This window comes from Pseudomonas sp. BAY1663, from assembly GCF_000582595.1.
Taxonomy (GTDB): Bacteria; Pseudomonadota; Gammaproteobacteria; order Pseudomonadales; family Pseudomonadaceae; genus Stutzerimonas; species Stutzerimonas stutzeri_AF.
The window spans coordinates 72,999-93,837 of the sequence record NZ_AZSV01000007.1 but is presented as its reverse complement, the minus strand read 5'-3'; the positions used below and the strand labels follow the sequence as shown (position 1 = coordinate 93,837).

Below are 20,839 nucleotides of genomic sequence, written 5' to 3'. Positions count from 1 at the left end.
CATCATTCCCGTGCATGGCAACTATCGACCGGAATCCATGCTGCTGGCTGGAGTTGTGACGATACTGACGATAGAGTCCGTTTGCACAGTAGTAAGGCGAGGAGTCGCCATGTCCCGCATCATCCGTTTTCACCACTTCGGCCTGGCCGATGTGCTGCGTTATGAAGAACGCACGATACCCGTTCCCGGCCCCGGCGAGGTGCTCATCGACGTGCACGCCATCGGCGTCAGCTGGAACGACGTGCTCTGGCGGCAGGACTTGGCGCCGCGGCATGCGCGCCTGCCGGCCGGGCTCGGCAGCGAGGTGGCGGGTGAAGTGCTGGCAGTGGGCGAGGGCGTCCAGGGTTTCGACGTCGGCGATCGAGTGGCCGGCTTTCCGGCGCACGACCCGAACCAGTATCCGCTGTACGCCGAGCATGCGCTGCTGCCGCAGCAGGCACTGGTGCATTACCCGGACATGCTCAGCGCCAGCGAGGCGGCGATCCACTACACGCCGATGCTGGTGAGTTATTTCGCGCTGGTCGAACTGGCGCAGCTGGAGCCCGGCCAGTACGTGCTGATCAACCAGGCGGCGCACTGCACCGGCCCGGCGGCGGTACAACTGACCCGGGCGCTGGGTGGGCGGGTCATCGCCACCTGCGATACCGCGGCCGATCGCGACTACCTGCGCGAACTGGGCGCGGATACGGTGATCGTCAGCGAGGAAGAGGATCTGGTTGGCCGCCTGCAGAAGATCACCGAGGGCCGTGGTGTCGAGGTGGTGCTCGATGCCTGCGGCGGTTCGCAGATGAAACTGCTGGGCGACGTGATGGCGCCGCGGGGCAAGCTGATCCTGTATGGCATGAACGGTGGCAACGAGACGGCTCTTCCGGTCTGTGCGGCGTTCAAGAAGAACTTCAAGTTCTTCCTGCATTGCCTGTGCGACTTCACCGGCCAGCCGGAGCTGGGCATCGAGCAGAATCGCGAAGCGGTGGAGCGGGCGCTGCAGCATATCAACCAACTGACGGCCGACCGCCTGATCAAGCCGCAGGTCGATCGCGAATTCCGCTTCGAGCAGGTCGTCGAAGCCCACGAATACGTGGAAAGCGGCATCCCGCGCGGCCGGGTCGTGCTGACCCTGGAGTGATGCCCCGAGGCGTTCGCCAAGCCCCTCTCATCGCGCCATAGAAACTTTTCCCGCGCCCTCCAAGTCCTCCGAAGACAGGTTATCTACCTTGACGGAGGATTCTTGCATGGCCGACGACAACCAGACCCTACCGCCCCAGGAGCAGGCCGAACCCGGCAAGGAAGCTGATGCACCCGCGCCCGGCGTATCGCGGCGAGGACTACAAGGCCGCCGGCAAGCTCGAAGGCAAGGTCGCCATCATCACCGGCGGCGACAGCGGTATCGGTCGCTCCGTGGCGGTGCTGTTCGCCCGTGAGGGTGCCGACGTGGCCATCCTCTATCTCGACCAGCACCAGGATGCCGAGCAGACGCGCAAGGAAGTGGAGCAGCACGGCCGGCGCTGCCTGACCTTCGCCGGCGACGTCGCCGAGCGCGATGTCTGCCGCAAGGTCGTCGACGAGACGCTGGCGCAGTTCGGCAAGCTCGACATCCTGATCAACAACGCCGCCGAGCAGCATCCGCGTGAGCGCTTCGAGGACATTCCGCCGGAGCAATGGGAAAAGACCTTCCGCACCAACATCTTCGGCATGTTCCAGATGACCCAGGTGGCGCTGCCGCACCTGCAGGAGGGCGCGGCCATCGTCAACACCACCTCGGTGACCGCCTACAAGGGCAACCCGATGCTGATCGACTATTCCTCGACCAAGGGCGCCATCGTCGGCTTCACCCGGGCGCTGGCGATGCACCTGGCCGAGCGCGGCATCCGCGTCAACGGCGTGGCGCCGGGGCCGATCTGGACGCCGTTGATCCCATCCACCTTCGATGCCGACAAGGTGGCCGAATTCGGCGCCAACGTGCCGATGAAGCGCCCCGGCCAGCCCGAGGAGGTGGCGCCGGCCTACGTCTACCTGGCCAGCAGCGATGCGGCCTATGTCAGCGGCCAGGTGCTGCACGTCAACGGCGGCACGGTGGTCAACGGCTGAGCGCCCACCGCAACCCACGCTGGAGAACGACCATGCCCCGCACGATCTGGAAAGGTGCCGTCAGTTTCGGCCTGGTACACATCCCGGTGGCGCTGGTGCCGGCCACCACCCGCCAGGGCATCGACTTCGACTGGCTGGACAAGCGCAGCATGGACCGGGTCGGCTACAAGCGCATCAACAAGACCACCGGCAAGGAAATCGACAGCGAGAACATCGTCAAGGGCGTCGAGTACGAGAAGGGCCACTACATCGTGCTCAGCGACGAGGAGATCAAGGCCGCGCATCCCAAGGCGACGCAGACCGTCGATATCGTCGCCTTCGTCGATGCCAGGGACATTTCCTTTCTCTACATCGACACGCCGTACTACCTGACGCCCGACCGCCGTGGCGAAAAGGTCTATGCGCTGTTGCGCGAAACCCTGGTGCGCACCGGCAAGGTCGGCATCGCCAACGTCGTGTTGCGCAACAAGCAGCACCTCGCAGTGGTGATGCCGCTGGGCAAGGCGCTGGTGATGAACACCCTGCGCTGGGCCGACGAGGTGCGCGGGGTCGATTACCTCGGCCTGAAGGACGAGGCGCTCGATCCCGACCTGGCCGAGCGCGAGCTGGACATGGCCCGGCGCCTAGTCGAGGACATGAGCGAGAAGTGGAAGCCGGAGCAGTACAAGGACACCTTCCAAGACCAGATCATGGCATTGGTCGAGCAGAAGGCACACGAAGGCAAGCTCGAAGCGGTTGGCGGGCCGGAGGAGGCGCTGGATCGCCGCTCGGCGGACGTCATCGACCTCACCGAGCTGCTCAAGCGCAGCCTCGCGGCCAAGCCGGGCAAGGCCCGCACGGCGAGCGAGGAGGACGAAGCCGACGAGGCGGAAAAGCCCGTCGCCAAGGGCAAGACGGCCGGCAAGGCCAAGACGGGCAAGAGCACCGCTTCGCGAACGCGCAAGGCGCCAGCGAGCGGCGGCAAATCGAGCAAGAAGGCCAGCTGATCGGGGGTCCCTATGCCAGCACAGCGCAAGAGCGGCAACCGGCCGCTGGTGGCCGGTATCGGCATCAGCAACCCGCAACGGGTGATCGACGCGGCCAGCGGTGCGACCAAGCTGGCGCTCGCCGAATACTACCTGTCGGTGGCCGACTGGCTGGTGCCGCAGCTCGCCGGCCGGCCGCTGTCCATTGTCCGCGCGCCGGAGGGCGTTGCTGGCGAGCGCTTCTTCCAGCGCCATTGCGGCCGGCTGAAGATGCCACACATGCGCGCGCTGCCGAAGGACCTCGATCCGGAGCATGCGCGGCTGATCCAGGCCGACGGCATCGCCGCGGTGATCGAGGCGGTGCAGATGGGTACCGTGGAATTCCACACCTGGAACGCCCGCAGCGACCGGATCGAGCGGCCCGACCGGGTGATCTTCGACCTCGACCCCGATCCAGCGTTGCCCTGGTCGAGCATGCTCGAGGCCACCGGGTTGACGCTGCAACTGCTCGATGCGCTGGGCCTGCAGGCCTTCCTCAAGACCAGTGGCGGGCGCGGCATGCACGTGGTGGTGCCGATCGATCGGCGCCATGGCTGGGAACAGGTCCGCCAGTTCGCCCGCGCCGTCACCGAGCGCCTGGCCCGGCAGACGCCGGCGCTGATCGTCGACAAGATGGGGCCGCAGAATCGTATCGGAAAGATCTTCGTCGACTACCTGCGCAACCAGAAGGGTGCCAGCACGGTGGCGGCCTACTCGGCCAGGGCCCGCCCGGGGCTGGCCGTCTCGGTGCCGATCGGCCACGACGAACTGGAACGGATCGAAGCCGCCGATCAATGGAACATCCACAACCTGCACGAACGCCTGGCCACACTGCCGGGCGATCCCTGGGCGCGCTACGGCGCGACCCGGCAGGGCATCGGCCAGGCGTTGCTCAGGCGCCTGCGCGAAGCCTGACGGGATCGTCGTTCGCCCTCAGCTCTGCTGCTCCTCGTCGGTATCCGCCACGGTCTGGTTGCCGTAGGGCGCGCCGGGCTTGAACTCGTCGAGTTCTTCGGCGCAGGGCACCTGCGGCACGTCGCCGGGTTTGTCGTGGACGATCGGGTCGGGTTGGGGCACATCGGGGCGTGCATGGGGCATCGTCATCCTCCTGCCTGTCCGGGCAACCTGCGGAGTATCGGCTAAGGTTCTGGATTGAGAGGGGACACGCAGGCTTAGTTCCAGCCTGCCGTCGCCTGCGATCGAGTAGGCGACAGCCGGATACGTCCGTCCAGCGGCATCGCGAGCGACGAAAAGCCACATGTCGCCGCGCCTGCAGCCACTCGGGTATCCAGCTGCACGAGCCGCTCCGCGGCTGAACTTTCCCCGGCCCGCTGGCTCGGAAGAAAGAGCCCGATCAAAGCCTCGCCAGGGGGCCGACGACCACCTGAGCCGCATGTTCGACGCCTCCGAAAACGGCCCGGGCAAACCGAGCCTTTTATGCCTGCGCTTCAGGAGCCTGTTCGATGAACGATGCACAGCCCCTTGCAACGATTCACCCTCGCCTCGAAGAAGCCCTGCAGATGCCCCGCATCGCCATCGAATCCACCCAGCCGGTGGTGGATTCCGGCCGTTTCGCGGCCAAGGCGATCATCGGCCAGCCGGTGGTGGTCAGCAGCAAGATCTTCGCCGACGGCCACGATCAGCTCGCCGCCGCGGTGTGCTGGCGCGAGCAGGGCGAAAGCGGCTGGCGGCGGGCACGGCTCAAGCTGCTTGGCAACGACGCCTGGCAAGGCCAGTTCACCCCGACCCAGGTCGCCAGCCACGAGTTCATGATCGAGGCCTGGTGGGACGTGTTCGAAACCTACCGCTACGAGCTGTCGAAGAAGCATGCCGCCGGCGTGCCGGTCCAGCTCGAACTGCAGGAAGGCCGGCTGCTGCTGGAAAAGGCCGTCGCCCGCGCCCAGGGCGAAATACGGGCGATCCTCGACGACCTGCTGCACCGCCTGGGCTCGGCGCACCTGGATGACGAGCGGGTGTCGTTGCTGCTGGCGCAGGAGACGGCGGCAGCGATGGCCGCCGCCGATCCCCGCGAGCATTGCAGCCAGAGCCCGCTGTTCCCGCTGGACGTGGAGCGGCCACTGGCACAGTTCGCCAGCTGGTACGAGCTGTTCCCGCGCTCGGAGACCGACGACCCGAACCGCCACGGCACCTTCCGCGACGTGCACAAGCGCCTGCCGGCGATTCGCGACATGGGCTTCGATGTCCTCTACTTCCCGCCGATCCACCCGATCGGCCGCAAACACCGCAAGGGCCCGAACAACAGCCTGCAGGCCGGGCCGAACGACCCCGGCAGCCCCTACGCCATCGGCAGCGAGGAGGGCGGGCACGATGCCGTGCACCCGCAACTGGGCACGCTGGAGGATTTCCGCGAGCTGGTCGCCGCCGCCGCCGAGCACGGCCTGGAAATCGCCCTGGATTTCGCCATCCAGTGCTCGCAGGACCATCCCTGGCTGGCCGAGCATCCCGGCTGGTTCTCCTGGCGCCCGGACGGCACCATCAAATACGCCGAGAACCCACCGAAGAAATACCAGGACATCGTCAACGTCGACTTCTACGCCGACGACGCCAAGCCCGACCTCTGGCTGGCATTGCGCGACGTGGTCTGGCACTGGGTGGAGCAGGGCGTGAAGATCTTCCGCGTCGACAACCCGCACACCAAGCCGCTGCCGTTCTGGGAATGGCTGATCGCCGACATCCGCGAGCGCGACCGCGACGTGATGTTCCTCTCCGAGGCCTTCACCCGTCCGGCGATGATGGCCCGGCTGGGCAAGGTCGGCTTCAACCAGAGCTACACCTACTTCACCTGGCGCAACACCAAGGCCGAACTCAGCGAATACCTGGTCGAACTGAACGAGCCGCCGCTATGCGACTGCTATCGGCCGAACTTCTTCGTCAATACGCCGGACATCAACCCGTTCTTCCTGCAGGACTCCGGCCGCGCCGGCTTTCTCATCCGCGCCGCGCTGGCCACCATGGGCTCCGGGCTGTGGGGCATGTATTCGGGCTTCGAGCTGTGCGAGGCGGCCGGTATTCCCGGCAAGGAGGAATACCTGGATTCGGAGAAATACCAACTGCGTCCACGCGACTACCACGCCCCCGGCAACATCGTCGCCGAGATCGCCCAGCTCAACCGCATCCGCCGGCAGAACCCGGCGCTGCAGACCCATCTGGGCTTCAAGCCCTATCTGGCCTGGAACGACAACATCCTCTACTTCGGCAAGCGCACCGCGGACCTGAGCAACTTCATCCTGGTCGCCATCAGCCTCGATCCGCACAACGCCCAGGAAGCGCATTTCGAACTGCCGCTGTGGGAACTGGGGCTGCCGGATGACGCCCATACCCAGGGCGAGGACCTGATGAACGGCCATCGCTGGACCTGGTACGGCAAGACCCAGTGGATGCGCATCGAGCCCTGGCACCTGCCGTTCGGGATCTGGCGGCTGACGGCCCAGCAGGTCGATCCAGACCTGAAGTGATTTCTAGAATATAGGTATTTATTTGATAAATATCAGTTAGTTGAGAGAAATAAATAAAGTGCTTTCGAATAGCAGGCAAGCGATCTGAAGCCGCAAAACAGACGGAGCCCCGGCGCCGCAAAAGGAACGAAGAAATGGCAAAACCGCGCAAACCCGCCGCTTTCATCAAGGACCCGCTCTGGTACAAGGATGCGGTGGTCTACCAGGTTCACCTGAAGTCCTTCTTCGACTCCAACAACGATGGGGTCGGCGATTTTCCCGGGCTGATCGCCAAGCTCGACTACATCGCCGACCTCGGCGTGAACACCATCTGGCTGCTGCCGTTCTACCCCTCGCCACGGCGTGACGACGGCTACGACATCGCCGAGTACCGCGCCGTGCACCCGGACTACGGCACCATGGCCGATGCCCGGCGCTTCATCACCGAGGCGCACAAGCGCGGCCTGCGGGTGATCACCGAGCTGGTCATCAACCACACCTCCGACCAGCATCCCTGGTTCCAGCGCGCGCGCAAGGCGAAGAAGGGCTCGGCGGCGCGCAACTTCTATGTCTGGTCCGACACCGACGACAAGTACCAGGCACGCGGATCATCTTCCTCGACACCGAGAAGTCCAACTGGACCTGGGACCCGGTGGCCCAGCAGTATTTCTGGCACCGTTTCTACTCGCACCAGCCGGACCTCAACTTCGACAACCCGCAGGTGATGAAGGCGGTGCTCAGCGTGATGCGCTACTGGCTCGACCTCGGCATCGACGGCCTGCGCCTGGACGCCATTCCCTACCTGGTGGAGCGCGACGGCACCAATAACGAGAACCTGCCCGAGACCCACGCGGTACTCAAGGCGATCCGCGCCGAGATCGACGCCAACTACCCGGACCGCATGCTGCTGGCCGAGGCCAACCAGTGGCCGGAGGACACCCAGCTGTATTTCGGCGGCGAGGACGGCGGGCCGGGCGACGAGTGCCACATGGCCTTCCACTTCCCGCTGATGCCGCGCATGTACATGGCCATCGCCCAGGAGGACCGCTTCCCGATCACCGACATCCTGCGCCAGACGCCGGACATCCCGGACAACTGCCAGTGGGCGATCTTCCTGCGTAACCACGACGAACTGACGCTGGAAATGGTGACCGACCGCGAGCGCGACTACCTGTGGAACTACTACGCCTCGGACACCCGCGCGCGCATCAACCTGGGCATCCGCCGCCGCCTGGCGCCACTGCTGGAACGCGACCGTCGGCGCATCGAACTGCTCAACAGCCTGCTGCTGTCGATGCCGGGTACGCCGGTGATCTACTACGGCGACGAGATCGGCATGGGCGACAACATCTTCCTCGGCGACCGCGACGGCGTGCGCACGCCGATGCAATGGTCGGTGGACCGCAACGGCGGTTTTCCCGCGCCGACCCGCCGAGCCTGGTGCTGCCGCCGATCATGGACCCGCTCTACGGCTACTACACCATCAACGTCGAGGCCCAGCAGCGCGATCCGCATTCGCTGCTCAACTGGACCCGGCGCATGCTCGCCATCCGCAAGCAGTTCAAGGCCTTCGGCCGCGGCACGTTGAAGATGCTGGCGCCGAGCAACCGGCGGATCCTGGCCTACCTGCGCGAATTCACCGGGCCCACCGGCGAGACCGAGATCGTCTTCTGCGTGGCCAACGTCTCGCGCTCGGCCCAGGCGGCGGAGCTGGAGCTGTCGCACCATGCCGGCATGGTACCGGTGGAGATGGTCGGCGGCAGCGCCTTCCCACCCATCGGCCAGTTGCCGTACCTGCTGACCTTGCCGCCGTACGGCTTCTACTGGTTCCAGCTGGCGCCGACCAACCAGATGCCCAGTTGGCACCAGGAGCCGGTGGAAACCATGCCGGACTTCCAGACTTTGGTGCTCAAGCGCCTGGATACGCTCAACGCCGCCTGCAAGCGCATCCTGGAAACCGATGCGCTGCCGGCCTACCTACCCAAGCGGCGCTGGTTCGCGGCCAAGGACGTGCCCATCGACTCGATCCGGATCTGCTACAGCGTGCCCTTCGGCGACCCGCAGCGGCCGGTGCTGCTCTGCGAGCTGTGCGTCGAATCGGCCGGGCGCAGCGACCTCTACCAGCTGCCGCTGGGCTTCCTCGACGAGGCCGACTTCGGCACCGCGCTGCCGCAGCAACTGGCCCTGGCGCGGGTGCGGCGCGGCCCGCGGGTCGGCCTGATGACCGACGCCTTCGCCCTCGAGCAGTTCGTCACCGGGGTCATCCAGGGCCTGCGTGACGAGCTGGTGCTGCCGTGCAACGACGGCGAGATCCGCTTCGTGCCGATGCCGCAGCTCGCCGAGCTGCAACTGCCGGCCGAGATCGAGGTGCGCTATGTCTCGGCGGAGCAATCCAACAGCTCGGCGATCATCAACAACTCGGTGATGATCAAGATGCTCCGTCGCGTGGCAACGGGCATCCACCCCGAACTGGAAATGGGCACCTTCCTCACCGAACGCGGTTTCGGCCATATCTCCGGCATGCTCGGCCAAGTCAGCCGGATCAACAGGCAGGGCGAGCCGGTGGCCTGATGGTGGTGCAGCACTACCTCGACAGCCAGGGCGATGCCTGGGAGTGGACGCTCAACACCCTCGACCGCGCGGTGCGTGACGAACTGGCCGGCGGCGTGTCGCTGCACGAGAACCAGTTCAGCGCCCTCGACGAGCTGGAGGCCTTCAACCGTCTGCTTGGCCAGCGCCTCGGCGAGATGCACATGCTGCTGGCCAGCGATACCGATGATCCGGCCTTCCGTCGCGAGAGCACGGACAAGAAGCAGACCACGGAATGGGCCGCAAGCGTCGCCGAACAGCTGGACCAGGCGCTCCAGCGTCTCGCCGAGCACCGCGGCGACCTCGAGCGCAAGGATGCCGCGGCCCTCGGCCAGCTTCTCGAACGTCGTACCGAGCTGCTCGCACAAGTGAAACGTCTGGCTGCTAGAACCCAGGGTGGACTACGTACCCGCGTGCACGGCGACCTGCACCTGGGGCAGGTACTGGTGGTGCAGGGCGATGCCTATTTCATCGACTTCGAGGGCGAGCCCTCGCGGCCGCTGGACCAGCGGCGTGCCAAGCACAGCCCGTTCAAGGACGTTTCCGGCCTGCTGCGCTCCTTCGAGTACGCCGCGGCCATGACCATCCGCGGTGCGCAGGTCAGCGACAGCTCCGCCGAGGCCGACCAGGCACGGCAGAACATCGCCGCCAATTACCAGCGGAGCGCGCATGGGGTATTCCTCCAGGCCTATCGCGAGGCGACCGCCGAGTTGCCGCATGCCTGGCGCGACGAGCATGGCGCGAATGCTGCAATGCTGTTGTTCAGCCTGGAGAAATGCGCGTATGAAATCGTCTACGAGGCAGAGAACCGCCCGGCCTGGCTGGTTGTCCCGCTGCAGGGGCTGCTGAGCCTGACCCAACAGCTTTTCGATGGAGGCTCCAATGACTGACCGCCCGGTTCTGACGACGCCCGGGGAAAACCTGCTGCCCAGCGATGCCGAGGTCGACGCGCTGGTGCGAGCCGAGCATGGCGACCCGTTTTCCATTCTCGGCCCGCACCCCGACGGTGACGGCATGGTGGTGCGCGCCTACCTGCCCAACGCGCTCGGCGCCGAGGTTCTGGAGCGCAGCAGCGGCCGGGTACTGGCGGCGATGGAGCAGGGCCAGGTACCGGGCTTCTTCTTCGCCCGCCTGAGCAACCTGCAGCCCTATCTGCTGAAGATCCGCTGGGCCGGGGGCGAGCAGATCACCGAAGATCCCTACAGCTTCGGCCCCCAGCTGGGCGAGCTGGACATGCACCTGTTCTCCGAAGGCAATCACCGCGAGATCGGCCGGGTGTTCGGCTCGCAGGTCATGGAGGTCGATGGGGTGCAGGGCGTGCGCTTCGCCGTCTGGGCACCGAACGCGCGGCGCGTCTCGGTGGTCGGCAGCTTCAACGGCTGGGATGGCCGCCGACACCCGATGCGCCTGCGCTTTCCCTCCGGCGTATGGGAACTGTTCATCCCGCGGTTGCAGCCGGGGGACATCTATAAATACGAGATTCTCGGCCCGCACGGCATCCTGCCGCTCAAGGCCGACCCGATCGCGCTGGCCACCGAGCATCCGCCGGGCACCGCTTCGGTGGTCGCGCGGCCGCTGGAATACGAGTGGAAGGACCAGGCCTGGCTGCAGCAGCGCGCCGCGCGCCAGTCGTACCAGGCGCCGATGACCATCTACGAGCTGCACGCCGGTTCCTGGCGGCGCGAGGGCGGGGAAGGCGGGCGCCTGTACGACTGGCATGAGCTGGCCGAGCGGTTGATCCCCTACATCGTCGACCTGGGTTTCACCCATATCGAGCTGATGCCGATCATGGAGCACCCGTTCGGCGGTTCCTGGGGCTACCAGTTGCTCTCGCAGTTCGCCCCCAGTGCCCGCTACGGCACCGCTCACGACTTCGCCGCGTTCGTCGACGCCTGCCACAACGCCGGCATCGGCGTGATCCTCGACTGGGTGCCGGCGCATTTTCCCACCGATGCCCACGGTCTCGGCGAATTCGACGGCACGGCGCTGTACGAATACGCGCACCCGTTCGAGGGTTTCCACCAGGACTGGGACACCTACATCTACAACCTCGGTCGCACCGAAGTGCATGGCTTCATGCTGGCCTCGGCGCTGCACTGGCTGCGCGAGTTCCATGTCGACGCGCTGCGCGTGGATGCGGTGGCTTCGATGCTCTACCGCGACTACTCGCGCAACGAGGGTGAGTGGATTCCCAACCGCCACGGCGGGCGCGAGAACCTCGAGGCGATCGATTTCCTCCAGCACCTGAACGACGTGGTGGCTACCGAGACGCCCGGCGCGCTGGTGATCGCCGAGGAATCCACGGCCTTCCCGGGGGTGAGCAAGCCGACCCGCGATGGCGGGCTGGGCTTCTCCTACAAGTGGAACATGGGCTGGATGCACGACACGCTCAAGTACATCCACGAGGACCCGATCCACCGCCAGTACCACCACGACAAGATGACCTTCGGTCTGATCTATGCCTTCTCCGAGCACTTCGTGCTGCCGATCTCGCATGACGAGGTGGTGCACGGCAAGGGCTCGCTGATCGACAAGATGCCCGGCGACCGCTGGCAGAAATTCGCCAACCTGCGCGCCTACCTGTCGTTCATGTGGTCGCATCCGGGCAAGAAGCTGCTGTTCATGGGCAGCGAGTTCGGCCAGTGGCGCGAATGGAGCCACGACCGCGAGCTGGACTGGTATCTGCTCGACGAGCCGGACCATCGCGGCGTGCAGAATCTGGTGCGCGATCTCAACCGCCTGTATGGCCAGGAGCCCGCGTTGCACGAACTGGACAGCGACCCGCGGGGTTTCCAGTGGCTGATCGGCGACGACCGCGCCAACAGCGTGTTCGCCTGGCTGCGCAAGAGCTCGACCGGGCATCCGTTGCTGGTGGTGGGCAACTTCACCCCGGTGGTGCGCGAGGGCTACCGCATCGGCGTGCCGGTGGATGCCAGGTGGCTGGAAGTGTTCAACAGCGATGCCGAATGCTACGGCGGCTCGAATACCGGCAACGGCGGCGGCATGCTCGCCGAGCCGATCGTCAGCCACGGCGAGAAGTTCTCGCTCCTGCTGACGCTGCCGCCGCTGGGCGTGCTGGTGTTGCGGCCGCAGGTGTAGCAGCAGCGCTGAGCATGCTGTAGCCGGCTTGCCGGCGATCATCGGCGTTGCGGCGGATCGCCCGCAAGCGGGCTCCTACGAGCCCCAGGGGCTTCCCGCTTGGTGCTCCGCGAGGGCTACGCCCCACGCGGCGCCTGGGGCTGGTTGCCGTTGTGGCGCAGCTTCTTGGCCCGCGCTTCCAGTGCCACGTACAGCAGCGTGGCCAACAGCAAAGGAATCAGAAAGTAGACCACCCGGTAACCGATCAGGCCGCCGACGATGGCGGCCTTGCTCATCTCGTCGGCCAGCATGGCGACGAATACCGCCTCGATCACGCCGAGCCCGGCGGGAATATGGGTGACCACGCCGGCGATGCTGCTGATCATCAGGATGCCCAGCACCTCGGGGTAGGCGGCCTGCCGGGAGAGCATGAAATAGACCACCAGGGCCATCAGCGCCCAGTTCGCCGCGCCCAGCAGCATCTGCACCAGCGCCATCCGCAGCGAGGGCAGGTGGATCTCGTGCCTGCGCACCGTCCAGTAGCGCCGCCTGGAGAAGCCGCACAAGCCGAGATACACCAGGCATGCCAGCAGCAGTCCAGCACCCAGCACGCGCAGTGCGGTGAAACCGATCTCCCAGCTCGCCGGCGGCTTTATCCAGCCCATGGCGAAGATCAGCCCGGCCAGCCACATGTAGCCCAGCCAGTTGGTCAGCAGGCTCATGGTGAATACCCGGGTGATCTGCGACGGGCGCAGCCCCAACCGGGAGTAGAGGCGAAAGCGCAGCGCGATGCCGCCGACCCAGGCGCTCAGGTTCAGGTTGAAGGCATAGCAGACGAAGGTCACCGGCAGGATCTGCCGCACCGGCAGGTCATGGCGGGCGTAGCCCTTGCCCAGGACATCGAAGAAGCAGTACACGGCGTAGCTGCCGAATGCCGCCGCACCGGCCATCCACAGCGTTTCGGCGCGGTAGTTGCGCAGCGTGGCGTAGACCTCCTGCCAGTCCAGGTTGCGTGCCAGGCCGATCAACAGGCCGGCCACCAACGCGAAGAACACGTAGGTGAGGATTTTCTTGATCAGCGGCCAGCGCCGCTGCCATCTGCCTGCGCCTTGGCTTCGCTCGGCTGGCTCATCGTTGTTCTCGCTGCATGGGTGAGGGGGCCGGGTCCATGGGCGGGGCATCCGGGTCGAGCAGTTCGAGCCGCGGCCGGTGGCTGGGGAACAGTTCCACCAGGCCGGGAAAATGCCGCAGGAAGTGGAAGATCAGGAACGCCAGCGGCGCACGCCACCAGAAGCCGCGGATGATGCGTTCCAGCGGGATGCGCCGGCAGTCGGTCTGCAACAGGTAGTCGAGCCGCTCGTGCAGATGGCGATTGAACACGTGGTCGCGGATGATCAGGTTGGCTTCCAGGTTGAGCGACAGGCTCAGCGGATCGAGGTTGCTCGAGCCCACGGTCGACCATTCGTAGTCGGCCAGGGCGACCTTGCCGTGCAGCGGCCGGCGGCAGTATTCGTGAATCTCCACACCGTCGCGCATGAGGTAGTTATAGAGCATGCGCGCGCCGAACTTGGCGATCGGCATGTCCGGCTGGCCCTGGAGGATCAGGCGGACCCGCACGCCACGCCGCGCGGCATTGCGTATCTCCCGCAGCACGCGATAACCGGGAAAGAAATAGGCGTTTGCAATCAATAATCTGGAGCGCGCATCTCGAATTGCCTGGAGGTAATGCTGCTCGATGTCATTGCGGTGCTGGTCGTTGTCGCGGATGACGAACAGCGCCCGCGCCTCGCCGCGACTGACACCGCCGTAGCCCGGCGCCTGCGGCCAGGTCCGCCGCTGCCACCAGCGGCGCGTCGGTTTGTCCGGCGCGATCTGGCTCAGCGCGAAATGGTGCAGGTCGTGCACCACCGGGCCTTCCACCTGCAGGGCGTAGTCCTGCTTGGCGCCGGGGCCGAAATCACCCAGGTGGTCGGCGGAGAAATTGATGCCGCCGATGAAGGCGATCTCGCCGTCGACGACGACGATCTTGCGGTGCATGCGGCGGAACACGTTGAGGCGGCGGCCCATCAGGCGCTTGCCGGGGTCGAACATGTGGATGCGGATGCCGGCATGGGTCATCTGCGCAACGAATTCGCCGTGCAGGTCGGCCGAGCCGTAGCCATCGACGGTGACGTCGATGCTGGCACCGTTCGCGGCAGCGGCGATGAGGGCCTTCTGCAATTCGATACCGACCTTGTCCTGGAACAGGATGAAGGTTTCCAGCAATACCTCTTTCTTGGCCTGGGCGATGGCCGTGAACACACGGGGAAAGAATTCTTCGCCGTTCTCCAGCAACTGAAGGCGATTTCCGTCTCTCCAGTGGAATTTCATAGGTGTATCTCCACCGCAAGGGCAGATGATCGGACAAGTGCGTCCAGGGTTTGTTGCCGAGGATCTTCGCGCCGTGGCTGCTGGCATTGCGTATGTAGACGCGATCCAGGCGCAGCAGTGGCCAGCGCGCCGGGAAGGTCTTGGCCACCTGCCCCTGGGAGACGGCGAACGCCTCGTGCAACCCCGCGCAGCGGTCGAGTGTGCGGGTGGCTTTCAGCCGCCAGTCGTTGAAGTCGCCGGCCACCACCACCGGCGCGCCTTCGGGAAGGGTGTCGAGCAGATCGCAGAGCAGTTCGAGCTGCTGCTGGCGGTGGGATTCGCGCAGCCCCAGGTGCACGCAGATCGCGTGGAATTCGTCGTGGCCGGGCACCTGCAGCACGCTGTGCAGCAGCCCGCGGCGTTCCGGCCCGGCGATGGAGATGTCTAGGTTCTCGTAGCGCAGGATGGGGAATTTCGACAGCAGTGCATTGCCGTGGTCGCCGTCGGGATAGACCGCATTGCGCCCGTAGGCGAAGTCGGTCCAGATGCTGTCGGCGAGAAACTCGTACTGCGGTGCCGCCGGCCAGTTGTGAAAGCGCAGTGCGTGCTTCTCGTGGGTGCCGAGCACCTCCTGGAGGAACACCACGTCGGCCGCAACGCTGCGCACCGCCTCGCGCAGTTCCGGCAGGATGAAGCGGCGGTTGAAGGCGGTGAAGCCCTTGTGCGTGTTCACCGTGAGTATGCGCAGCGAGTTGACCGCGGTGGCCATGTGCGCATCGAGATCGATGCTTTCGATGGGGTGGTCTTTATCCAGAGTCAAGCGAATGCTCCTTCTTGCAACTGGCCGGGCGTGGCCTGCAGGCCCTCGTCCAGCCCGAGCCGGCGCAGCAGCTGCCGCGCGTCGTAGGGCGCACGGACCTTCACGTCGTTGTCGAAATAGCAGTACACCTCGCGCGAACGGGCTGGCGACGCCTCGGACGCGGTGATCAGTTGGGCATCCTCGGGCTGCGAGCCGCTGTTCCACAGGCGAATGCGCCGGCACCAGCGTTCCAGGGCCTGGTCGGTATAACCGCTGGTGTAGAGCTCTTCGGCGCCATGCAGGCGGATGTAGACGAAGTCGCTGGTCAGGTCCTCGCGGTAGGGCCACTTGCCGGCGGTATCGGCGACCACCAGCGCCACCCGGTACTGGCGCAGCAGCTCGATGAAGGCGGGGTCGACGAAGCTCGGGTTGCGAATCTCCACGGCATGGCGCATGGGGCGCTTGCGGTCGATGGCGAGATGGCTGCGGCCCTGCATGCGCGCCTCGCAGCCCTTGGCCATTTCCAGCGCGGCGGCGCTGTCGTGGGGCAGCAGGCGCAGGAAGCTCTCGAACAGCGCGGGGTCGAAGCGGAAGGAGGGCGGGAACTGCCAGAGGATCGGCCCGAGTTTTTCCTTGAGCAGGAACAGGCCCGAGGCGAAGAAGTTGGCGATCGGTTTCTCCACCTCGCGCAGACGCAGGATATGGGTGACGTAGCGCGGCGCCTTGACGCTGAAGACGAAGCCGTCCGGGGTATCGGCGTACCAGTCGGCGTAACGCTCGGGCGTCTGCAGTGCGTAGAACGAACCGTTGATCTCGATGCTGTTCACCGCCCGCGAGGCGAAGCGCAGTTCGTTTTTCTGCGCCAGCCCCTTGGGATAGAAATCACCTCGCATGGTGCGTAACGCCAGCCGGATATGCCGATATGGATGGCGGCCATCCTACTCACCTGCTAGCCGGGACTCTGCATCGAGGTCGGATCGCTGGCCGGGAAAGTATCGGCGACCGCATCGTCCACCACCGTTTCCTCGCTGCCACGGCTGTCCCGCCGCTGCGGCTGGAGCTCGACCTTGATCCAGCCGTTCTCGCGCCGATCGAACGCCTCGAAGGCAGCGATCGCGTCGCTCATCGGCTTGATCTGGGTGAGGATCTTCGCCGGATCGATGCGCCGTGCCTGGATCATCTCGATCAGCAGCGGGATGTACTTGCGGTGGTGGCAGTTGCCCATGTTGATGGTGATGTTCTTGTTCATCGCCAGGCCGATGGGGAAGGTCATCGCATCCGGCGGGTAGACGCCGATGATCGACAACGTGCCAGCCTTGGCGAGGCTCTGTACCGCCCACTCCAGCACTTGGGACGGCGCATCGCCGGGCTGCCAGAGGCCCCGGTGGAGGCTTTGGCGGTCGTCCGGCTTGCCGGCGCAGCAGCCGTGGTCGGCATCGATGCCCACGGCATCGATCACGCGGTCGACGCCGATGCCGCCGGTCAGGCGCTTGAGGGTGGCGACCGGGTCCTCGCGGCTGAAATTGATCACTTCCGCGCCTGGTGCTGGGCCATGTGCAAGCGGTCGTTCAACTGGTCGATGGCGAACACCCGGCCGGCACCGAGCAGCTTGGCGCTGGCGATGGCGAACTGGCCGACCGGGCCACAGCCGTACACCGCGACGGTATCGCCACTGCCGACCTCGGCCATCTCGGCCCCGAAGTAGCCGGTGGGGAAGATATCGGAAAGCAGGATCGCCTGGTCGTCGCTGACCTCCGGGGGCAACTTGACCAGGCCGATGTTGGCGAAAGGCACGCGGGCCTTCTCGGCCTGCAGCCCATGGAACGGGCCGGTGGCCGACGGCCCGCCGTAGAAGGCGGTGCCGGCCTCCTTGCCATTGGGGTTGGCGCCGTCGCACTGGGCGAAATAACCGGCGCGGCAGTAGGAGCAGTTGCCGCAGGCGATGGTGGACGGGATCACCACGCGATCGCCGATCTGCAGGTTGCGCACGTCGGGGCCAAGCTCCTCGACGATGCCCACGCCTTCATGGCCGAGAATGGTGCCGGGTTGCATGCCGCTGAAGGTGCCGCGTACGAAGTGCAGGTCGGTGCCGCAGATGGCCGAGGCGGTGATGCGCACGATGCGTCGGTCGGCGCCTCGATGCGCGGCTCGGGCACATCGTCGAGGCGGATATCGCCAACGGCGTGGTAGACAACAGCTTTCATAACGACTCCATATCGCACCCCTTGATCGCACCAGGCGGTGTCAAGGGCGGGTGGTGGGTGGAGCTACAGTCCTGGTCGCTGTAGGCAATATCGAACGCGGGGCTTGTGCTACGGATTCGCCGGTACCGCGACGCAGCCGGACGTGAGGCGATTGGCACCGCGCTCACTTGTTCCGACTTTTTCCGGCTTTGGATGGTTCATCTTTTTTTGTCGCGGCAACGCTTCACGGCGGCGTCAGGCTCCATGGCAGCTCGCCGGAAAAGGCCTCGACCAGATAGTCGATCATCACCCGCACCTTGGCCGGCGGGCGCCGCTCGGGCGGGTAGACGGCATGGATGCCGCCGAGCGCTACGCAGGGCTGGTCCAGCTCCAGCGCAACCAGCTCGCCGCTACGCAGCGCCGGAGCCACGATGAACTGCGGCTGGTAGATTACGCCCTGGCCACCCAGGCCGCCGCCAGCAGCGCCGAGCCGTTATTGGCGACCAGATCGCCGCTGATCGCGACGCGCACCTGCGCATCGCGGCCAAAGGCCCACTGCTTGCTGCCGACCAGCGTCGACAGGCTGTAGCCCAGGCAGTTGTGCTGAGCGAGGTCCGCTACGCGCCGCGGGACACCCCGTTCATCCAGGTAGCGCGGGGCCGCGCAGACCTGCATCGCACAATCGGCAAGGCGCCGGGCCTGCAACGGGCTGTCCTCGAGCTGGCCGATGCGCACCGCCAGGTCCCAACCGCCGTCGAGCAGGTCGACCTGGCTGTCGCTCAGCCCCAGTTCCACCTTCACCGCTGGATGGCGCCGGCTGAAAGCCGGCAGCAGCGGGGCGATGTAGCGTGTGCCGAAGGACAGTGGCGCGTTCAGCCGCAACAGCCCGGTCGCCTCCACCCGTTGCGAGGCTATGCTGGCTTCGGCTTCGTCGATCTCCGGCAGGATACGTTGGCAGGCCTCCAGATAACGGCTGCCGGCTTCGGTGAGGCTCAGGCGTCGGGTGCTGCGGTGAAACAGCTTCACCCCCAGCCGCGCTTCCAGCGCATCGACGTGCTTGGTCGCCATTGCCGGCGACATGCCCAGATGACGCGCCGCAGCCGAGAGACTGCCGGCGCTGGCCGCCCGGACGAATACACGCATGCTGGTGATACGGTCGAGCATCTGGTTTCCTACCCTGGGTATGAAGTGTTCGCGATTCTTGCCGGGTTCTCCCGGGCAGGAGTGTAATTCATGCTGTCGACACGTTCATTGCACGGGTATGGGCCATGGCCACATCGAACACTTCATCCCTCGAACAGCGCATGCCGACCCTGTTCGTTCCGCATGGTGCCGGGCCGTGTTTCTTCATGGACTGGAACCCGCCAACCGCCTGGAACGCCATGGCCGAATTCCTCAAGGGCGTGGCCGCCAGCCTGCCGGCGAAGCCGAAGGCCATTGTGCTGGTATCCGGGCACTGGCTGCAGCCGGCATTCGGCGTCACCAGCGCTGCACGCCCGGGGCTGATCTACGACTACCATGGCTTTCCGCCGCATACCTACGAACTGCGTTATCCCGCGCCGGGGCAGCCGGAGCTGGCCCGGCACGTCACCGAGCTGCTTGGCCAGGCCTCGCTGGCGGCCCGCGAGGAGCCGCAGCGCGGGTTCGACCATGGCATGTTCATCCCGCTGAAGCTGATGTTCCCCGGCGCGGATATTCCGGTGGTGCAGCTGTCGCTGCGCAGCGATCTCGACCCACTCGCGCATATCGAGGCGGGCCGCGCGCTGCAACCCCTGCGGGACGAGGGCGTTCTGATCGTCGGCAGCGGAATGAGCTTCCACAACATGCGCGGCTACGGCGATCCACGTTTCGGGCCGATTTCCGACACCTTCGATCGCTGGCTGACAGCCGCGGTCGAGGCTGCCCCGGCAGAGCGCGATGATCGGCTGCAGCACTGGGAGCAGGCACCCGCGGCGCGGCTCTGTCATCCTCCGCGCGCCGAGGAGCATCTGCTGCCGCTGCTGGTCGCTGCCGGAGCGGGAGCGACGTCGAGCGGTCGGAAGGTATTCGCCGATCGCGTTATGGAAACCACCTTGTCAGCCTATCGATTCGGCTGAACGAATACCCGACCAGGGCTGCAATCCTCAGGAGAAACCCAATGCACACATCCCATGCGCAGGTTGCCACGGCGAACCCGGCACGACTGATCAAACGCCTGTGCAATCACTGGCGGCACAAGTTTCCGGTGCAGGTGGACGAGCAGGGCGGCGAGATCGAGCTGCCGCTCGGCCAGTGCAGCCTGCAGGTATCGCCGGCCGGCCTGCAAGCGCGATTGCAGTCTCCCGATCCGGAGCAGCTGCAACGCATGCAAACGGTGGTGGCCGATCACCTGCAGCGCATGGCCGGCGACGAATCGCTGGGCATCGCCTGGCTTTCCGGCCCCGCCTGACCTCACTGGCGGCTCAGGGTGAAGTTGGGCAGTGACTCCACCGGCTGGGTGAACCGGAAAGGGATCGACAGCATGCGCTTGCCGTAGGGCTTCTGCACCACGAAATGCAGATGCGGCCCGGTGCTGCGGCCGGTACTGCCCGATTTGCCGAGCAGCGTACCGACCTTCACCGGCTGGCCCGGCTGTACCCGCACCGAGCCACGACGCAGGTGCAGATAGGCGCTGTGCGTGCCGTCCTCATGCTCGATACGCACGTAGTTGCCGGCCGGGTCGGGCAGGCGGCCGCCCTGGCCGTTGCGTACCTTCACCACGGTGCCCGCCCGTGCAGCCACGATCGGCGTACCCACCGGCATGGCGATATCCACCGCGTAGCGGCCGCTTGGCGAGTTGTGGCTGAAGTCGCCCCCGGCCCCCTGGGATATGCGAAAAGGCCCGCCTTGCCAGGGCAGCGCATAGGCCGGCCCGGCGACCGATCCAGGCTGGTCCGGCTCCGGCGAAAAGACCAGCGCATAGCTGAACGAATGCTTGAACATGATCGGCCCACCGGGCTGGCGCTTGCTCAGCGTGGCCACGCGCACTCGGCTGTTGGCGGGCACCGTCTTGCGGATCGGCCCCTTGCCGACACCGGCCACATTCACCCTGCGGGTGAGCCGCAACGTCACTTCCACCGGTACATCCAGGGTATTGCTGACATCCATCACCTTGCCGCTGCCGGCACGGTTGATGAACAGGCGCACGCTCCCGGGCTTGCCGGTGGCGTTCGTTTGATTGCTGGTAGCCAGGACGGGCAGGGGCGCAAGGCCCAGCAGTAATAGCAGCGGATAGACGAGTGGGCGCAAAGGGTGCATGGCGTGATCCTTCACGGA

The 20,839-nt window shown here is 65.9% G+C and carries 11 protein-coding genes and 6 pseudogenes; 9 read left to right on the top strand and 8 right to left on the bottom strand.

All coding sequences use genetic code 11. The features are described from left to right. Positions 1-109: 109 nt before the first annotated feature. From BAY1663_RS04010 to ligD, 4 genes and pseudogenes are all read left to right on the top strand, one after another. On the top strand, positions 110-1,126 hold the full coding sequence (locus BAY1663_RS04010) for a zinc-dependent alcohol dehydrogenase family protein (RefSeq protein ID WP_037038111.1): 1,017 nt from the start codon (positions 110-112) through the stop codon (positions 1,124-1,126). A 106-nt stretch (positions 1,127-1,232) separates the two neighbouring features. After that, a pseudogene (locus BAY1663_RS04005) lies at positions 1,233-2,088 on the top strand (SDR family oxidoreductase). 32 nt (positions 2,089-2,120) lie between these two features. Continuing rightward, complete coding sequence (locus tag BAY1663_RS04000) at positions 2,121-3,074, top strand: Ku protein (protein WP_037038109.1); 954 nt, start codon at positions 2,121-2,123, stop codon at positions 3,072-3,074. 12 nt (positions 3,075-3,086) lie between these two features. After that, entirely contained in the window at positions 3,087-4,007 is a 921-nt protein-coding gene (gene ligD, locus BAY1663_RS03995) for a non-homologous end-joining DNA ligase (RefSeq protein WP_051497065.1), read from the top strand. Between the two features lie 18 nt (positions 4,008-4,025). Here ligD and BAY1663_RS24395 read toward each other — a convergent pair whose 3' ends face one another. Continuing rightward, positions 4,026-4,190 carry a hypothetical protein gene (locus BAY1663_RS24395; RefSeq protein ID WP_164838424.1) on the bottom strand — a complete coding sequence of 55 codons (165 nt, stop codon included), beginning with the start codon at positions 4,188-4,190 and terminating at the stop codon, positions 4,026-4,028. A gap of 365 nt (positions 4,191-4,555) precedes the next feature. On the opposite strand from BAY1663_RS24395, the gene BAY1663_RS03990 reads away from it, so the two are divergent. The 3 genes and pseudogenes from BAY1663_RS03990 (at position 4,556) to glgB (ending at position 12,235) form a co-directional block, all read left to right on the top strand. Next, entirely contained in the window at positions 4,556-6,568 is a 2,013-nt protein-coding gene (locus tag BAY1663_RS03990) for an alpha-1,4-glucan--maltose-1-phosphate maltosyltransferase (RefSeq protein ID WP_037038107.1), read from the top strand. 134 nt (positions 6,569-6,702) lie between these two features. Then, a pseudogene (treS, locus tag BAY1663_RS03985) lies at positions 6,703-10,026 on the top strand (maltose alpha-D-glucosyltransferase). Continuing rightward, on the top strand, positions 10,019-12,235 hold the full coding sequence (gene glgB, locus BAY1663_RS03980) for a 1,4-alpha-glucan branching protein GlgB (protein WP_037038104.1): 2,217 nt from the start codon (positions 10,019-10,021) through the stop codon (positions 12,233-12,235). Before treS ends, glgB begins: the two are co-directional and overlap by 8 nt. Before the next feature lie 116 nt (positions 12,236-12,351). Here the strand turns inward: glgB and BAY1663_RS03975 are convergent, their stop codons facing one another. From BAY1663_RS03975 to BAY1663_RS03950, 6 genes and pseudogenes are all read right to left on the bottom strand, one after another. Further along, complete coding sequence (locus BAY1663_RS03975; RefSeq protein WP_371257580.1) at positions 12,352-13,269, bottom strand: lysylphosphatidylglycerol synthase domain-containing protein; 918 nt, start codon at positions 13,267-13,269, stop codon at positions 12,352-12,354. 73 nt (positions 13,270-13,342) lie between these two features. Beyond that, complete coding sequence (gene clsB, locus BAY1663_RS03970) at positions 13,343-14,584, bottom strand: cardiolipin synthase ClsB (protein WP_037038102.1); 1,242 nt, start codon at positions 14,582-14,584, stop codon at positions 13,343-13,345. Then, positions 14,581-15,383 (bottom strand): annotated as a pseudogene (locus BAY1663_RS23270) (endonuclease/exonuclease/phosphatase family protein). Before BAY1663_RS23270 ends, clsB begins: the two are co-directional and overlap by 4 nt. Continuing rightward, positions 15,380-16,299: pseudogene (locus BAY1663_RS03960) on the bottom strand (DUF72 domain-containing protein). The pseudogenes BAY1663_RS23270 and BAY1663_RS03960 overlap by 4 nt, the downstream one beginning before the upstream one ends. Before the next feature lie 12 nt (positions 16,300-16,311). Beyond that, positions 16,312-17,566 (bottom strand): annotated as a pseudogene (locus BAY1663_RS03955) (zinc-dependent alcohol dehydrogenase). 223 nt (positions 17,567-17,789) lie between these two features. Then, positions 17,790-18,709, bottom strand: a pseudogene (locus BAY1663_RS03950) (LysR substrate-binding domain-containing protein). A gap of 104 nt (positions 18,710-18,813) precedes the next feature. Between BAY1663_RS03950 and BAY1663_RS03945 the strand changes: the two are divergent. Together BAY1663_RS03945 and BAY1663_RS03940 are read left to right on the top strand one after the other, a co-directional pair. Next, positions 18,814-19,641 (top strand): class III extradiol ring-cleavage dioxygenase, encoded by an 828-nt coding sequence (locus BAY1663_RS03945; RefSeq protein ID WP_037038098.1) that lies wholly within the window; start codon positions 18,814-18,816, stop codon positions 19,639-19,641. Between the two features lie 41 nt (positions 19,642-19,682). Further along, positions 19,683-19,973, top strand: a complete 291-nt coding sequence (locus BAY1663_RS03940) for a DUF2218 domain-containing protein (RefSeq protein WP_037038096.1) — start codon at positions 19,683-19,685, stop codon at positions 19,971-19,973. Between the two features lie 2 nt (positions 19,974-19,975). Here BAY1663_RS03940 and BAY1663_RS03935 read toward each other — a convergent pair whose 3' ends face one another. Continuing rightward, entirely contained in the window at positions 19,976-20,821 is an 846-nt protein-coding gene (locus tag BAY1663_RS03935; RefSeq protein ID WP_037038095.1) for a M23 family metallopeptidase, read from the bottom strand. Between the last annotated feature and the right edge of the window lie 18 nt (positions 20,822-20,839).

What these genes read in the sequence shown, in the direction of transcription:
- BAY1663_RS04010 (WP_037038111.1), top strand. Translation starts at nt 110, where the DNA reads ATGTCCCGCATCATCCGTTTTCACCACTTCGGCCTGGCCGATGTGCTG.
- BAY1663_RS04000 (WP_037038109.1), top strand. Translation starts at nt 2,121, where the DNA reads ATGCCCCGCACGATCTGGAAAGGTGCCGTCAGTTTCGGCCTGGTACAC.
- ligD (WP_051497065.1), top strand. Translation starts at nt 3,087, where the DNA reads ATGCCAGCACAGCGCAAGAGCGGCAACCGGCCGCTGGTGGCCGGTATC.
- BAY1663_RS24395 (WP_164838424.1), bottom strand. Translation starts at nt 4,190, where the DNA reads ATGCCCCATGCACGCCCCGATGTGCCCCAACCCGACCCGATCGTCCAC.
- BAY1663_RS03990 (WP_037038107.1), top strand. Translation starts at nt 4,556, where the DNA reads ATGAACGATGCACAGCCCCTTGCAACGATTCACCCTCGCCTCGAAGAA.
- glgB (WP_037038104.1), top strand. Translation starts at nt 10,019, where the DNA reads ATGACTGACCGCCCGGTTCTGACGACGCCCGGGGAAAACCTGCTGCCC.
- clsB (WP_037038102.1), bottom strand. Translation starts at nt 14,584, where the DNA reads ATGAAATTCCACTGGAGAGACGGAAATCGCCTTCAGTTGCTGGAGAAC.
- BAY1663_RS03945 (WP_037038098.1), top strand. Translation starts at nt 18,814, where the DNA reads ATGGCCACATCGAACACTTCATCCCTCGAACAGCGCATGCCGACCCTG.
- BAY1663_RS03940 (WP_037038096.1), top strand. Translation starts at nt 19,683, where the DNA reads ATGCACACATCCCATGCGCAGGTTGCCACGGCGAACCCGGCACGACTG.
- BAY1663_RS03935 (WP_037038095.1), bottom strand. Translation starts at nt 20,821, where the DNA reads ATGCACCCTTTGCGCCCACTCGTCTATCCGCTGCTATTACTGCTGGGC.